Source organism: Allosphingosinicella indica (assembly GCF_900177405.1).
Lineage (GTDB): Bacteria > Pseudomonadota > Alphaproteobacteria > Sphingomonadales > Sphingomonadaceae > Allosphingosinicella > Allosphingosinicella indica.
On record NZ_LT840185.1, the window covers coordinates 153,593 to 168,074 of the forward strand.

At 61.6% G+C, this 14,482-nt stretch carries 9 protein-coding genes; 1 reads left to right on the forward strand and 8 read right to left on the reverse strand.

All coding sequences use genetic code 11. The features are described from left to right. Nucleotides 1-340: 340 nt before the first annotated feature. Nucleotides 341-2,146 (forward strand): ATP-dependent nuclease, encoded by a 1,806-nt coding sequence (locus tag B9N75_RS00755; RefSeq protein WP_085217075.1) that lies wholly within the window; start codon nt 341-343, stop codon nt 2,144-2,146. An 83-nt stretch (nt 2,147-2,229) separates the two neighbouring features. Here the strand turns inward: B9N75_RS00755 and B9N75_RS00760 are convergent, their stop codons facing one another. The 8 genes from B9N75_RS00760 to B9N75_RS00795 form a co-directional block, all read right to left on the reverse strand. Beyond that, complete coding sequence (locus B9N75_RS00760) at nt 2,230-6,009, reverse strand: hypothetical protein (protein WP_085217076.1); 3,780 nt, start codon at nt 6,007-6,009, stop codon at nt 2,230-2,232. A 416-nt stretch (nt 6,010-6,425) separates the two neighbouring features. Then, on the reverse strand, nt 6,426-7,391 hold the full coding sequence (locus tag B9N75_RS00765) for a hypothetical protein (RefSeq protein WP_085217077.1): 966 nt from the start codon (nt 7,389-7,391) through the stop codon (nt 6,426-6,428). 4 nt (nt 7,392-7,395) lie between these two features. Beyond that, nucleotides 7,396-9,474: an ORC-CDC6 family AAA ATPase gene (locus tag B9N75_RS00770; RefSeq protein ID WP_085217078.1), complete on the reverse strand. Its 2,079-nt coding sequence runs from the start codon at nt 9,472-9,474 to the stop codon at nt 7,396-7,398. Next, complete coding sequence (locus B9N75_RS00775; protein WP_157123627.1) at nt 9,474-10,346, reverse strand: phosphoribosyltransferase-like protein; 873 nt, start codon at nt 10,344-10,346, stop codon at nt 9,474-9,476. The genes B9N75_RS00770 and B9N75_RS00775 overlap by 1 nt, the downstream gene beginning before the upstream one ends. A gap of 94 nt (nt 10,347-10,440) precedes the next feature. After that, a complete protein-coding gene (locus B9N75_RS00780) occupies nt 10,441-11,793 on the reverse strand; it encodes a TRM11 family methyltransferase (protein ID WP_157123628.1) in 1,353 nt (450 codons plus the stop codon). Between the two features lie 441 nt (nt 11,794-12,234). After that, entirely contained in the window at nt 12,235-12,579 is a 345-nt protein-coding gene (locus B9N75_RS00785) for a hypothetical protein (protein WP_085217081.1), read from the reverse strand. A gap of 262 nt (nt 12,580-12,841) precedes the next feature. Beyond that, nucleotides 12,842-13,240: a single-stranded DNA-binding protein gene (locus tag B9N75_RS00790; RefSeq protein ID WP_085217082.1), complete on the reverse strand. Its 399-nt coding sequence runs from the start codon at nt 13,238-13,240 to the stop codon at nt 12,842-12,844. A 257-nt stretch (nt 13,241-13,497) separates the two neighbouring features. Next, nucleotides 13,498-14,409, reverse strand: coding sequence for a HEPN domain-containing protein (locus tag B9N75_RS00795; protein WP_085217083.1), 912 nt, complete (start codon nt 14,407-14,409; stop codon nt 13,498-13,500). Between the last annotated feature and the right edge of the window lie 73 nt (nt 14,410-14,482).

Consider the following 14,482-nt stretch of genomic DNA (forward strand, 5'->3'; position numbering starts at 1 on the left):
CGGATCGACGTGAGACTTTCAACATCCAAATTCGACTGGTCAGTTCCACATTCTTGGCTGCTCCGGCTTGACCGCGCTGCGCCCTATTTACCGACGCATTTGGTCGGTGATCGCACGTCTCCTTCGCGCCAGCCTCTCACACTTATTCCGGCCTAGGCCCTTATGAAGAATTCACGGGAAGTTCACGCACGGGCACAGTGAGCGTAATCGCCTCGTGCAGGCAGCATCCGTGAGCATGGAGCAGCACCTTAGGCGCCGGTGGTCGGAACTCCTTGGCGACGGCGAAATACATGATAATTAACTGACTTCCGCGCGGAGCAGCCGCGGCGAGGGGGTCTTGATGAGCGTTACCATTCGCCAGATTCACATCGAGAATTTTCGCTCCATCCAGCGCCTGACTATACCTGCGGACAAGCTCTCCGTTTTGGTAGGCAAAAACGACAGCGGAAAATCTAACATCCTCCGCGCCCTAAATCTTTTTTTTAATGAGGTGACCAACGCCGGCAAGTCTTTCGACTTCGAGGACGACTACAACCTTTTCGTTCCCGAGCGAGCTAAGACGGCAAAAGAGGTAGTCGTCCGCCTCGAGCTCAACATCCCCTCGTCTTACTACTCAACGAACGGCGAGATCATTGTGTGGGAGAAACGATGGCGAAGCGGTGGACTACACGTGAATCATTACTGGGGCTATCGCTTGTCGACAAACCGCCGCGGACGGGAAGTCCGGACGCAGGTCGATATACCGGAAAGGTCGAACGCGCACGGCCTGCTCAGGCAAATTGAATTCGAATATGTGCCTGCCATCAAGGACTCCGGCTACTTCGATGACCTCCGCGGGCGGATTTACAGCATAATTGCCGAAGTTGCGGCGCGGACCTTCCGCACCTCCAGCACCGCGTTTGAAGACTCGATTGGAGAACATCTGGCAGACCTAACCACGGGAATCGGCCACAGTCTCGGCATTGAAACCCGTCTCGCGTTGCCGCGCGATCTAAGCCACATCTTCCAACGGCTCGACTTCCTGAGCGGTGCGAAAGGTATTTCGCTCGATCACAGGGGAGACGGGATCAAGACGCGGCATATCCCGCTGATTCTGAAGTTCATGGCCGAGAAAAAACGATCGCTGCAGGTGCGGGGGGCGGCACCGTACAGCTACATTTGGGCTTATGAGGAGCCGGAGAACAACCTCGAATTTTCAAGTGCCGTCGAACTCGCTGTGCAGCTTGCCGACTTCGCCTCCCGTGGCGTTGCCCAGATCCTGCTCACCACTCACTCCCCTGTTTTCTACGATCTTGGAGATACATGTCCTGAAGGCGTCGCCTGTGCGCACGTCTATCGGGACACTGACGACGAAGGTACGTCCGTCAGCGAGAGTGGCTGCGCCGTTGACGAGAAGATGGGCACCATGGCCCTGCTGGCGCCCCGCGTAAAGCAGCTTGTGCTTAACGTTCGGGAGCAGGTTGAAGCTAGGCACAGCGCCGAAGTCCTCGCCCGGCAGAACCGGCCGAAGATATTCGTTGAGGGAGAAAGTGACAAGATTGTGCTCGGACGCTGCGCAACGGTCTTTCACGCGGCGCGGGCGGGCTTCGTGGACATTGAAACCAAACGAGAAGGTGCGGGACACAGCTACGTCATCGATATGCTCAACGGCTGGCGTTGCCAGCACAAGCATCACCAGGACGGCCCGCGGGCTGCAGGTATTCTGGACGTGGACGCGATCAAGACGAAGAATGAATGGAACGCGGGTGTCGGAAATACCGCGTCGGCAAAATGCTTCTGCTATCCCAAGCCGGATCATGCGATCGCAGCGCTCCGAGCCGGCTTCCGTCTGCCGGTAACCCTGGAAGTGCTTTACAGTCTCGATGTTTGGCAGTGGGCGGAAGCACGCGGAATGCTCGAGGATAGGTTGCTTGCTGACACCTATCCGGCTGTGATGGTCGAGGAAATCCTGAAAGGCGGCGCCGGAAACGTCGAGGTCGATGAAGCCTACAGAATGTACGTTACGCGGCGGTTCCGCGCGGGTACGAAAGTCGACGTGGCTAACCACGTGGCTAGGCTCGCCGAAGCACGTGTTCGGGCGGAGTTCGACCGTCTGGGCGCGCTTTTAGGCGAGGTATTCGACTATTTGGGTGTGGCGGAGCCTTAGGCAGCGGCGTAATCAATCTGCACGTTTTCGCACGCTGGCGCGTTGCGACAGCAGCCTTGAGCATCCGACCGGAGGGTCGTTGCTCATTCAAAGAGGCTGTCGTCGGCGGCCTCTCGCTCATCCCACCGCACGATGGTCGCCTCGAGGCGCTCCGAAGCCGCCGCGGCCCATCCCCGCACTGCGTCGCTTTCGTGCTTCGCCATCGCGGCGACGAGCGGCCTACGTCGAACGAAGCGCAGCGCGAAGGATCCACTGCCGCCGCCCGAGAAGAAGCGGTTCTCGTACGTGAGCAGCACCGCCACCCGGTCGGGACTTAGCGTTAGGAGCTCGAGGGCCATCGGCGACCAGCCAAGGCTTGAGCCGTCTGCGTGCTTTGTAGTGTACGGGATGAAGTTGGCTAGTTTGACCGAGCGTTCTGCCGGATCCTCACGGAGCCAGTCGAACACGACCTCCATGTCTATCTCGATCTCGTTCGGCTCAAAATCTTCATCGTTCCGGCGCCAACCGCCGAAAAAGCCCTCGATTAGGTGGTCGTTGTCGGACCGGGCGACGATTTCTTCGAGGACAACCCTGGGATGGAGCCGCATGAGCGTCTGGCAGGTCGAGCCGAGGTCCGGATAGGAATATGGCTTGTTTGTGGCTGCGCTGACCATGGCGCGGCAGATTCTGCGTGCAGCCTCGGCGGCACTATCTCCACGCAATGCAACATTGGCGATGACGTCGATGCCGTGGTCTTGCCGTGCGAACTTTTCCGAGTAAATCTCCGGTCGGGCGAGAAGGTCGCGTCCGAGGTCGATGAGCGCTTTATCGACCTCCAGTCCGTCGCTGCGGTCGCCGTAGATGCGCATGTGGAGCACCTGCATCGCGGGAAGCTGGCCGCCCTCGTGGTCAAACAGTTCCCGCAGGAATCGCGCCAGTGCCGGAGCGGGGATGGTCTGGGTCACCCCGCCGGACATAAGGAACGCGAACCGGTCCGGCGCGACCCGGCGCTGCTTCAGCGCGGTCCGGAAGCGTTCGACGGCCGCCTCGTCCAAGGGTACTGCAGTGTGGAGTTCGACGAGATGCTGACCGAGCAAGGGGTCGTCGATGATCTCGTCCAGCTTGCCAGACACCCAGCCTGGACTGTGCAGTCGCGAGCCCTGCAACATGCCATCCAGTATCGATGGATCGCGCTCCTCCGGCTCGTGCCTCTCGAGCACCCCGTAAGCCTGACGCCATAGGGCTTCCGGATCGCGCGTCGCACGCGCCAAGCCGACGCCGAACTGCCTGGCACTGTTGAAGCCTCCGCGGCTCGTTGCGCGCGCTATGTAGGGGCCCAGCTCGACCTCATCACGGACGAGGCACTTGCCCATGGCGCGAGCGAGCAACCCAACCTTGCGGATCGAGGACCTCTCGCGGCCACTCGGGTGCCAGTGTCTCCACGGTTCTCCGAGCACGAAGGCCTTGAAAAGGTCGTCGATCGTGCGGGGACGCATGTCTTGCTCCAGGCGGATCAGGTCGGCCCTGTCTGCCTTGCCGTCACGCCGTTTCTGGAAGTGGAGCGCGTCGTTCACGTTGCGCCAGCCCTCCTCCCAGAAGTCGTTGCCGCCGACTTGGCGCATCGCCTCCATGGCGAGATCAGCGAAGTTGGCGGAGACGTGCTCGCGAAAGTGCTGCGCGATCACTTGACGCGCTCTGTCGGCGAGTGCGCCCTTACCGCGGGAAGCCGCTACGAGACGGTCGTACGCTGCCTTGAACCAGGGTCCGTAACCGTCACCGTTGTACGGTCGCCATTCGCTCAGCAGGGCGCGTGCGCCAAACTCGAGGTTCAACGACGAGCTGAAGTGCCTCGAGTCCATCATGTGGTCCAGCGCTTCCACACCGAGCGACACGACCCTGTCGTCTTTGCTGGCAAGCATCTCGTCGAGGGTCGACAGCCGTTGCGCCTGTTTGGCGTGCGTAAAGGAGAAGATCGGCCAGAACCGTTCGAGCAGATGGTTGCGGGCGCGCAGTTCCTCCCGCACGTCCCCGTCGGCGAGCGTGAATTCTGTCAGGACGGCCAAGACGCGTTGGAAGAAGCGGGCGTCGTGCGCGATCTGTACAAGCAGTTGCGTGAAGTCGCGCCGCCGCTCATCCGGGATGAGCAGGCGGTCTCGGTCCGGCCCCGCGAGCTCGCGCTCGATCGCCGCGAGCGCGGACTCCGGGTTGCACGGCGCGATGTGCACAAAGGCGCCGCTGTCCACGTCGTCGAGGAGACCGGGGCGACCCAACGGGGCGGCAGCGTCCAGCAGGAGCCGGGCGATCTCCACGGCCTCCGGAACGTCGTGCAGCTGACCGATCCGACGGGCAAAGGACGCGAAGAGTCGACGCGGGCCGGAGCTAAATGCTGCGATGAGGACCGCCGGGTCGCTTTGGCGGATGAAGGGGGCCGCCAGCATATTGGCGAGGGGTTGAGGCATTACGGCACGCTGAGGTCCGCGCATTTGCACGATGCCCCAATCGAGGAAGCGCGAGACGGCGCGATGAAACCTGGCCGCCGTCGTCTCCGCGATCCCGGCGAGCGTCGGGTACTCCGCGGCGTAGTTGCCATGATCCTTCGCGTAGAAGGCGTAGACGAGCGACGCGACGGCGGCGCACAGCCGTGCATCGTCGTCGGCGCCCTCGCGCTCGACTTGGAACAGGCGGTCCAATAGCTCGGAGTCATTCAGCTTGGAGACGTCAACGCCGGGCCGACTGGCTTCCGCGATCTTCAATGCGATGCGGGCGTTGCCGCCAGAGAATTTGGCGAGGTGGGCCCGCTCGGCCCGGCTGAGCTTTGGAAAGCGCTGCCCGAGCAGATCGACAAGTACGACCTCACTGTTGTTGGCGAGCGACACGAGCAGCCCGGCCGTGCCCTCGCCGTCCACGTCGTAGTCGATCGTGAGCAGGCTTGTCTGGCTCGTGTCGCGCTTCACGAGCTCCGCAAGCTGCCCGTGCAGCTTTTGCGAGCAGTTGTCGACGACGATGATCGCCGGAGTGCGGCTGGCCGCGAGCTGCTCCGTCAGCAGTGCGGGGGATACCTCGGGTTGGAGACCCGCGTCGGCGTAGATCGCGGAGGAAGGTGGCAGTTCGGAACCGCCCTGCAAGCGTTTGTCGAACAGCGCCTCCGCGAAGCGCGTCTTGCCCATTCCCGAGAGCCCGATCAGCCGAACCGCGTTTCCCGGCACCGCGAGATGCGTCCGTATGCGGGATATCGCTTCGGCGACCGGTACGTATGCCCCGCCGACCTTGGCGCGGCTCGTGTCGTCAAGGACGTATCTACCGCCGAGATCGGCCGCCCTCGACCAGTTCCCGTAAGGTTCCCAGCCGCCACGCGGCCGCCCAAGCTTCCCGGTTAGCCAGCCGGCGATGCCGACGTGCTCGTTGGCCCACCGAGCGATCTTGTCCGCACCGTAAAAGTCGAGTGCGATACGGTCGTTGTTCGGCACGTCCGCGACTGCCTCGCGCATCGCGGTGATCCGCGCGTCGTAGGCCGACGCCGACGGATCGTCGGTCGAGAAGATGATGTAGGAACCGCGCGTCCTCGCCAGTTCGGTGAAGATCGGGCGTGGCTTGTCCCGGCGCCGCGTCTCCTTCTTGATTTTGGCAGGACCCATGGCCTCGGCCTTGGACTGGAAGACGTTCATCCGGCGGGGCAGCCAGCCCTGCGGCTTGGGATCGCCGGTCCAGACGATAGACGCGTCAACGCCGCCGTCCCCTGCGGTCTGATTGCCACCGACGGAGATCCCGGCCGCCGCGATCCCGCGCGCCTTCGCCTCCGTTTCGAGCAGATGCCGCAGGAGTTCGCGCAGGCTTTCATCGGACAGGTCGGCAACCATCTCTTTCGTGATGTCGAAGGGCCCCACGGTCAGCGCTCCCGCGCCGGCGATGCCGGGACGTGATCAAACAGTTCCCACGGGTTCACCTGGATTAGGGGCGCCGAATTCACTCGCAGCAAAAAAAGCGAGGCCAATGAGAGATGTGAGCGATCCATGAGTGCATCGTGTCAGCGGGCATTAATGGCCGCAATAGATCGATTGCGTTATAATGCTGCTAAACCGGCGGACGTCCGCGAATTCAGCTTACAATCTAAAGGCGGATTGCCTGCTTCCGCCCCAAAAGCTGCCAGTTGATGAGGCTCAGTAGCAAACGACCGAAATTGGGTCGTCTGCCGACTGGTGACTTCTAAAAAGACTACCGTTAGCTGACGATGCGCCCTGCGGCGTCTGGTAACTTGTCAGCTCAGAATGGCTGCCGCCATCTTCGACAGCCGACGGCGTGGTCAAAGCTCGACGCGATAGAGCCAAGCACGCGCCATATCGGTCCCTGTCTTGGGCGAGTAACCCTCGCTGAAAGGGAAAACGATGCGTGCGCCGAGTAGGCCGCCCTCGAAGATGTGATAGAGCGCGAAGCCGAGCACCTGCGCCTTCGTGCCCAGCGGGCATAGCATCAAGCTGGTGTCGGGTTGTCGGGCCAGTCTCTGCTCGATGATTTCGCCTAGCACCGATGCCGTCCCGAACGGGTCGTTCGCGGGTGCGAACGAACGATGCGTCTCGGAGAAGTTGGAGTCGCCGAGCTCGTCGGCCGCCCGGCGCGATCTCAGCACGCTTTCCTGATACATGTCGGCCCGCAGCGACGGGAGGCCGAACAGCTGGTGCTTCTCAGCCTTGTCCTTGTTTTCGGCGACCGCGGCGAGCAGGCGATCATCGTATCCCATCCCGATCACGAGAAAGTCCTCGCCACCGCGCATGCTCGAAGCCCCCTCGAAACCCCGAACAGGGCGCACCTCAAGAATCGATCCTGTCGAGAAAGGCGTCTTCTCCTTGAGCGCGTAGTGCTTGGGCTCCGCATACAGCATGTCGACGACGCGGACACCGAGACGCTTCAAGTAGAGCGTGATGAACAGCAGATGGGGTCGGAGAATTCCGGTGATGTCTATGCAGAGCCTTGTCCGCGCAACGTCGAGCTGACCATTCGCGAGCAAACTGTCGATTAGGGCGTTGCAGTAGATCGCCTCGTCCGAGCCCGCGAGTTGGAACTTCTGCCCATCTGGCACTTCGCCGCCGGAGAGCCCGTATTCCTCGTGTATAAGCCAGATCTTCTCGGTCGCCCCAATGCGGCCGTATACCTCGACGGTCCGTTCGCCGAGGTTGAACGCAGAGAGAAACAGGTCGTAGCTGTCAGTTGCCTGCCAGCCCCGGGCACCGAAGATTTCCTCGCGCAGGTAAAGTCCGTAGTCGTGCGCCATGAGCTCAGTCGCCAAAAAGGTCGTCTTGGCTGTCGCCGGTGCTGCTGTTGGCGAAATCCTTGGACGCACGGCGCGCCCGCTCGAAGGGAGCATTCATCCGACTCGCCCAGTCAGCCTTCACCTTCTCGAAAGTCTCACCCATCTCCGGATCGAAGATCGCGTTCATTTCCACCTCGCTCAGGGGCTTAATGCCCCTGCGTCCTGTCGCGAGCCCCCATTTGGGCACCAGCATCCTGTTGAGCTGAAACTTGCCCGTCACCTGCTCGGAGTTCCGCTCGGACTGCCCCCCGAGAATCTCGACAAGGAAAGAGTGGTCGAGAGCAAGCCGCAGGTTCCTTTGGGACGTCTCGGAACCAACGCGTGCGCTCACGCTAAAGCCGATGAGCGAGCACTCGATTGGATTGTCCGCGAACCTGTTGATTCGAAAGAGTTCCGCCAACCGATCCACGGCGATAAGGATCGCTTGCCCCTCGCCACCGGCCTTCCTCATGTTGTTGTAGAACCAGTCCGCCGCGGCGAGCGCGCCCTTGCTTTCCGCATCAAGACTGATGCTGCCGGCCTCGAAAGGTCGCTCACCCTGAAAGGTGGCCCAGTCAAAGGTCTGCTTCAGCAATGTGATCAGCGCCCTAGGCTGTCCCTCGGACATGCGAGTGAATTCGTCGAGACCGCCGTAGTTGTGTCTGAAGGAGGCGTCCCTAAACATCTGGGCGATCAGGTCCGACTTGTAGTGGTCAAGCTTCTGCCGATACCGTCCAACGCCTTTCGAGCTGACGAACGCCTCACAGTCAGATCTGATCGACGTCGCCGTCTGTGCGAGGTCCAAGCCCTTTGCCCATGCATTGAACATGAGGAAGGTGTTCAGCTTCTCCAGTAGAGGCGCATCGGGAACGGTAATCGCGTTCATGATGGCCTGGATATCCTCGTCGTTCCGGACCCCACGAATGCCGCCGCGCGAAAGCTGGCCCGCCAGTGCGTCCCGCAGATGGGCCATATGTGGCCTCTCCGGGGATGGCGCGCCCTTAACCAGTTTCATGAAGAACGGATCGAAGGGATCGCGCTTAGGCTCCTCGAACCAGTCTGTGAGACGGCGGCCCCGGCCGGCCGCGCCAGTCGACGACTGTGGCCAGAAGTTCTGAAGCCGGCGTTCGACCAGTAAAGCCACGAGATCCCTGTACGTCTTCTCATTCCGCCGGAACCGGAGATCCAGCCGCAACTCCTCAAACTCGGAGTCCCTGATGTTCTCCTCGCCCGCGCTCATCGTCGCGTGGGTCTTAATCCCGAACTGCCGTGCACCGATCTTGAGGGTGGCCGGCCCGCGGCGATCGCGCACGAGCGTGTTCACATGCTTCTGCTGGGCCTCGGTCAGATTCTCAAGCTCGTCCAGCTGATAGGCGAAGAGGAATCCGCCGAGGTCGCTGGAGCAGTCCTGGAAGGCCTGGGGAATGCCGAAGATTAGCTTGCCGCGGCTAGCTGTGACGTTCGGGAACAGCTCACCCGTGAACGCGGCGTTGTTGACCTGGTAGTCGAGCTCGCGTCTGCGCCGCTCGAGTTCGTCGATCAAAGCGCCCACGTCACTGGCGGCGGGCGGATCGGAATCGAAAAGCCGGCCGACCGCCGCACAAAACATCGGCTCGATATTATTTTGGACGTCTCCGTCCAGCAGATCGTCTATTACCGCGAGCGCCGCGATCCCGAGCGAAAGCTCGAGATAGTAGGAGAACACCTCGAGCCAAGCCTCGCCGGACTGACACTTGCCTTGGAAACGGCCGGTTTCGAGCCCGCTGCAGAGGGTGTATATACCCACGTAGCCGTCTACCCGAGCACCGACGAGAGGCCTCTGTTTATCCCTTTCGAACCGCTTCTTCTGCAAGGGAAACGAAGCGTAGCGCATGAGGTGGGTCTTGCCGCTACCCTTGCTGCCCAGGATGAACGTCGGCATCGGCGATGCGAACCTACCAGCGCTAAACAGTGAGTCCGGGCTGTCGGGCGGGGCGATATCCACCCAAAGCTCCTGAATTTGGTCGTCGCTCAGGTCGTTAGCCTTCGTGAGGCTGAACGGGTTGCTTGATATTAAACCGGACATCACCAGGAAACCTTAGGGTATCGGCGGAAGATCGGCCGCCATGGTCGTGGACCGGTATGGTCGCACCAGAATATCGGGAGGCTGTTGTCCGGCGTATTATGCGCGAAGCCTATGTAAAGCTGGCCGTCTTCCCAACCCAGCGGATGCGCGGGCACTAGTTCGCGTCCGTAGCGCCGGCAGGTGGCCTCCGTCGGCAACCGAAGTGGGGCAATTTTCGGCTCGACGTAGAGGCGGGAATCCGTTGCGAAGGCCCGAAATGTTGGGTCGAGTTCGACCACAGGATAGACCTCATCGAAGGCCGAGTGCGTGCGGAGATGTTCGATCCCATCGGACAGCCCGAAAATCGGATAGTAGTAGGTCTTCACGCCCGGGCTGATGCTCTTGAGGGGCTTCACGACCCGATCGGAGTACTCCCGGCCCTGATGTCCTGAGCCGCACAGATCGTCGATGAAGACGTAGCGGGTGATATCGGTATCGCGAACCTTCAGGCCGCCACCGGACCCGACGGCCGAAAGATCGAATATGTCCGAACCGTGCAGGAAGAGGTTTTTCGGCAGGGCGTTCTCCTGCCGGAAGTAGTACATAAGAAGCGCGCTGCTCTCAGACGGGTTGCCAAGCGGCACGAAGCGGGTGCGCCGCAGCTCGACGTCGACCATGCTGCCGACTATGCCAAGGGTAGTCGAGGAATGCAGTCCTGAGCGCACCTCCTTGGCGACCTGCGGGCGGAAAGTGTCGCGAAAGAGAGAGCGGAGCAGAGCTCGAATCTCGTTCACCCCGAAATACATGAAGCTTGAAAGCAGCCGGAGCACCTGAAGCTGCTCATCGGCGTCGGGATCGTCGTGCTCTTCAAACTGGCCGAGCCAGTTGAGCACCTCGGGCCAGTCCGCCCTTCGCTCCCAAATGGAGCTGTGCAGAGTCTTGATCTTTGACTGCAGCTCGTCAGTGATGGGATCATGGCGGGGACCGCTACGCACCGGTGCGCACCCGCTTCAAGAGAAAGACGGACTCCTGCTGGATCACCCCCGCTGTGCGGTTGCGCTTCGTCATCAGGCCCCGCGAATCTATGGAGTCCGTGAGATGAAGCTGGGTGGAGAAGCCAAGACTCTCAGCGATCCGTTGCAGGAAGAACGGCGTTGGAAACTCGAGGCCGGCGACAAGGTTTGGCCCCACCACGAGGATCAGGCTGCCATCATGCCTCATCGTGCGCGAAAGCTCAGACAAGGCGTCTCGCATCTCGAGCAGGTAGCGCTGTGCAATTCGTGCACGAAGCGGGTTACGCTCGACGATCTCGTCTAGGAGGCGATCGGCCTCGGCCAAGCCCGTCCCAGAAGGCTCGAGCGCATCTTGAGCCGCGAGGTGTTCGCGCCCGATCGATTGCTGCTCTATGGGACGCAGCTTGCAATCCGGAGTCAGGCCGAGCCATCCAAGCGAAAGGCTGGACGCCCGCACGTACTTCTGAGCCCCAACGTAGGGCGGTGAGGTGATGGCGAGGCCCACCGAGGCCTCTCCAAGCCTGAGTGACCGCGCATCGGAGAAAATTTCCGGCTGACCGACCGGGAACCCTTGTCCTAGTTCGGGGCAACGCTGGATGTTTTGGTTGGCGATGCTCCAGAACACCGCTCCCACGTCGATCTTGGCGAGACGTCCGAGGCGGCGGATGACCTCGTCGCCCTTCGCCCCGTATCTAGCGCTTCGGTCCGGATTGATTTTGACCGGGACCGACAATCTCGGATCAGCGTAGCTGACGCGCCTTACCGTCGCTGAGAAACTGACATCGAACACCGGCCGATGCGGTGCAGGTACGCTTCGCTCGATCGCTGTCTTCAACCTCCCTAGACAATCAGAGATCCTCGCCGAGAACCAATAGTCGCGGTTCACGACATCCGGAATCGTCGGCGATGCCGAGGGATAAGCCGCCATCACCTCGTCGAGTTGCCGTCGGGCGACCTCTCGATCCAACGGCGTAAGCTTGGCCCTAGTGATCAGCCGGGCCAATGGATTTGAGTCCGAGCCAACGGGACGCATGCCAGCCAGCGCGCCCTCGTAGAGCACTGTCCCCGAGCCACAGAAAGGATCGAGCAGCGCGCTTCCTGCCACAGTTGGTAGTGCGGCAAGGAAAAACTGCGGGATGTTTACGAGCAGCTTAGCAGGATAGGGATGAATCGCGTGCGCGCTCTTACTCGTGCCGCCATCCGAACTGACGAGCTGTCGGAAGTTGACCTCGACCGCTGATCCCCCGGATTCGAAATGCGCGACCAAGTCGAGCAGACAGCTTTCAGCCGTTTCCCTCCATTTCTGCTGCCTCACACTCATCGACATGAAGTTGCCACCCTCCCGCACGGGATAGACATTGAGGCAATTATCGCAACCACTCGATCAGATTGGGCGGCGGCGCACCTCCGACCGATGCCATCGGGGCCAAAGTCGGGAACGTTCAGGCAAACGGCTAATTTTAGGGAAGTCGGATGGCATACTAAAGGACCGAGATTAGGGCGCAAAGCCGCCATTCCGGGCACACCAATGCGAAAAATATTTAAAAGCGACAGTGTCAGAGCTTCCCAAAAATAAAGAGACAATTTGTCTCGCTCGTCGAGTCTATGTCTCTCTAAATTTCCCTGCTATCGCAGCGTGCTAGGCGCGATCGAGAGACTCTGCCTTTATCTTGCCCTCCGGTCTCCTAACTGTCTCCCTCCCCACTTCCCGTCTGCCGCAAAAACGAAGCGGAGGCGATGCACCTGCACCGCCCCCAAAGTCGCTCGCTCAATGCGCTGTCGCGAACATCGAATTTGCTTCATCCGATCCGTGGCAATCGCGCCGCCAGATCAGCTCGCTCGGCACCCCCTCGCCGTCCACCACGCAGGCCGCGATTTGGAACCGACCGTTCAACACGCTCATAATGGCCACGCGCGACAGCTCCTCGCCATCACCATCACAGATCCAATCCTCGCTGAAATGCTGACCCAGATATCGCTCGCCGATCCGCGCCTCCCACAGAAAGTCCAGAAGCTCGGTTTCGAGGATCCTGTCGGCCAGGATCGCACCGAACTCCACACGCATCGCATCCATCCGTTCGCCGGTTTTCGAAATCATCGCCATCGTGGTCATTGCCCTCTCCTCGATCTTCGGGATTGAAGATGACCCTTCGCAGGCGGTCGGCGATGCGGCTGTCAGGGACGCGCGCAGCGCGCCGCGCAGCGGGGCGTGGGGGAGCCGATTTGCGCCAGCAAATTGGGGGGACCGCGCATCCTTGAGAGCCGCAGCGCCGGCCGCCACGCTGGGCCTCCACGTGACGACCCTCTCCCGCCCCCTCCCCTCTGCCGCACTCAAGCAAAGCAATGGCCCCGGCGTTTCCACCGGGGCCATCAGATCAATCGACGTCGTTACCGGCCTCCGGCGGATCGTCGTCGCGGTTGCCCGAGCGGCCGCCGAGAAACTGAACGTCGTCGGCAATGACCTCGTAGCCGTAGCGCTCGATGCCCTCGCGGTCGGTCCACTTGCTGTTGTGGATGCGTCCACGGACCGAGACGAGCTGTCCCTTGGTTGCATATTGCGCGACGATCCGTCCGAGACCGTTGAAGCAGGTGACGCGATGCCACTCGGTCTCCTTGGCCGTGAAGCCGCTCGCATCCTTGAAGGTCTTGCCTTCGCTGTCGCGCTTCGGCCGGCTCGTGCCGAGACTGAAGCTCGCGACATCGGTGCCGCCATTGGTGGACCGGAGGTCGGGGTCGGCGCCGAGATTGCCGACGAGAAGGACGATGTTGGTCATGGTAGCTCTCCTGCAAGTCGCCGGACCGTCCCGAGCGACAGCCCGACGAGAGCCGCGGCAAGGGCGCCGGACCGCACCGCAGGGGAACCCCGGCCCAAGGCCGGCGCGGGCAGCCCGTCAGGGCAACACGGGCCGCAGGGCCGCGGGTTGCGGACCGGCGACGCCGCGGCACACCGGGCTGGAAATCAGGAACGGGGTGGTCCGCGACCGCAGAAGCAAACACCTCAACCCATCGCACTCGTTGCGCTAGAAAAGCCCTAGGCGGCCTCCGCCAAGGTTGCGATCCGCGCCTCGCAAGCTTCGCGCACGATCTGGTGGAGCAAAGCGACCCGCGCAGACAGCCACTCGAGCTGCTCGGCGCTGATCCGGTAATGGCGTGAATAGCGTGCCTTCACATAGGCCTCGCGGAGCAGCTCATAGCAGCGCCGCTCGAACTTGGTCTCGCGCGGCCACACCTGCTTCAACCGCGGCTCAATGTCCTCGGCGAGCTGCCGCAGCTGGTTCAGATTGTGCGTCTTCGGGCTGTACAACGTGCGCACCAAAAAAAGGCAATGATAGTATCGCTCGCTCGCTTGGTGGAGCAGAAACGCCGCCAGCTTACTCTTGCCCCTTCCAATTGCGTCCCGCGCGCTCTCTTCGAAATCTCGTGCACTCTCGAACCATTCGTCGAAATAATCCTGCGTTTCCTTCAGCGCTTCGGCGGGCGAAAGCGGCCGCGGTTCGGCGAATGGATGACCCGGCTCCTCGAACAGGGCCGTCCCGTCGCGCAGGATGTCGATGAAGAAATAGCGGCCGAGCGCGAGCTTCTCGTTCACGTCGTCGAGGCTGTGATAGACGATGCTGACCGGCGTGCGCAGCGTCGTCCCACCGGCCAGTTCGGCGAGCAATCGCTCTTCGGTCTTCGCCCAGAATTCGGGAACGTCGGTCAGTTCCTCGCGATCGACGACGACGAGCAGATCATAGTCCGAAAAATAGCGGCCGACCGGATCCTCGACCCAGTCGCCGCGCGCATAACTTCCGAAGAGGATGATCTTGAGGAGCTTGCCGCCGCGCAATCTGGGCATCGTCCGGCGCGCAATCGCGAAGTCGAAACCCTCGCGGATCGCATCGACCACGAACGCGAGCTCGCGCTGCTTGCCGTCCGGCAGGAAATCGGTGCCGCTTCGCATGGGATGAGACTCGCCTCCGAGGGATGAAAGGACAAGCAAAAAGCGCGATCGCACCGGACCGGATGAGACCGGC

Excerpts from the sequence above, each read along its gene's own strand:
- B9N75_RS00755 (WP_085217075.1), top strand. The coding sequence starts at position 341 with ATGAGCGTTACCATTCGCCAGATTCACATCGAGAATTTTCGCTCCATC.
- B9N75_RS00765 (WP_085217077.1), bottom strand. The coding sequence starts at position 7,391 with ATGGCGCACGACTACGGACTTTACCTGCGCGAGGAAATCTTCGGTGCC.
- B9N75_RS00770 (WP_085217078.1), bottom strand. The coding sequence starts at position 9,474 with ATGTCCGGTTTAATATCAAGCAACCCGTTCAGCCTCACGAAGGCTAAC.
- B9N75_RS00780 (WP_157123628.1), bottom strand. The coding sequence starts at position 11,793 with ATGTCGATGAGTGTGAGGCAGCAGAAATGGAGGGAAACGGCTGAAAGC.
- B9N75_RS00785 (WP_085217081.1), bottom strand. The coding sequence starts at position 12,579 with ATGACCACGATGGCGATGATTTCGAAAACCGGCGAACGGATGGATGCG.
- B9N75_RS00790 (WP_085217082.1), bottom strand. The coding sequence starts at position 13,240 with ATGACCAACATCGTCCTTCTCGTCGGCAATCTCGGCGCCGACCCCGAC.
- B9N75_RS00795 (WP_085217083.1), bottom strand. The coding sequence starts at position 14,409 with ATGCGAAGCGGCACCGATTTCCTGCCGGACGGCAAGCAGCGCGAGCTC.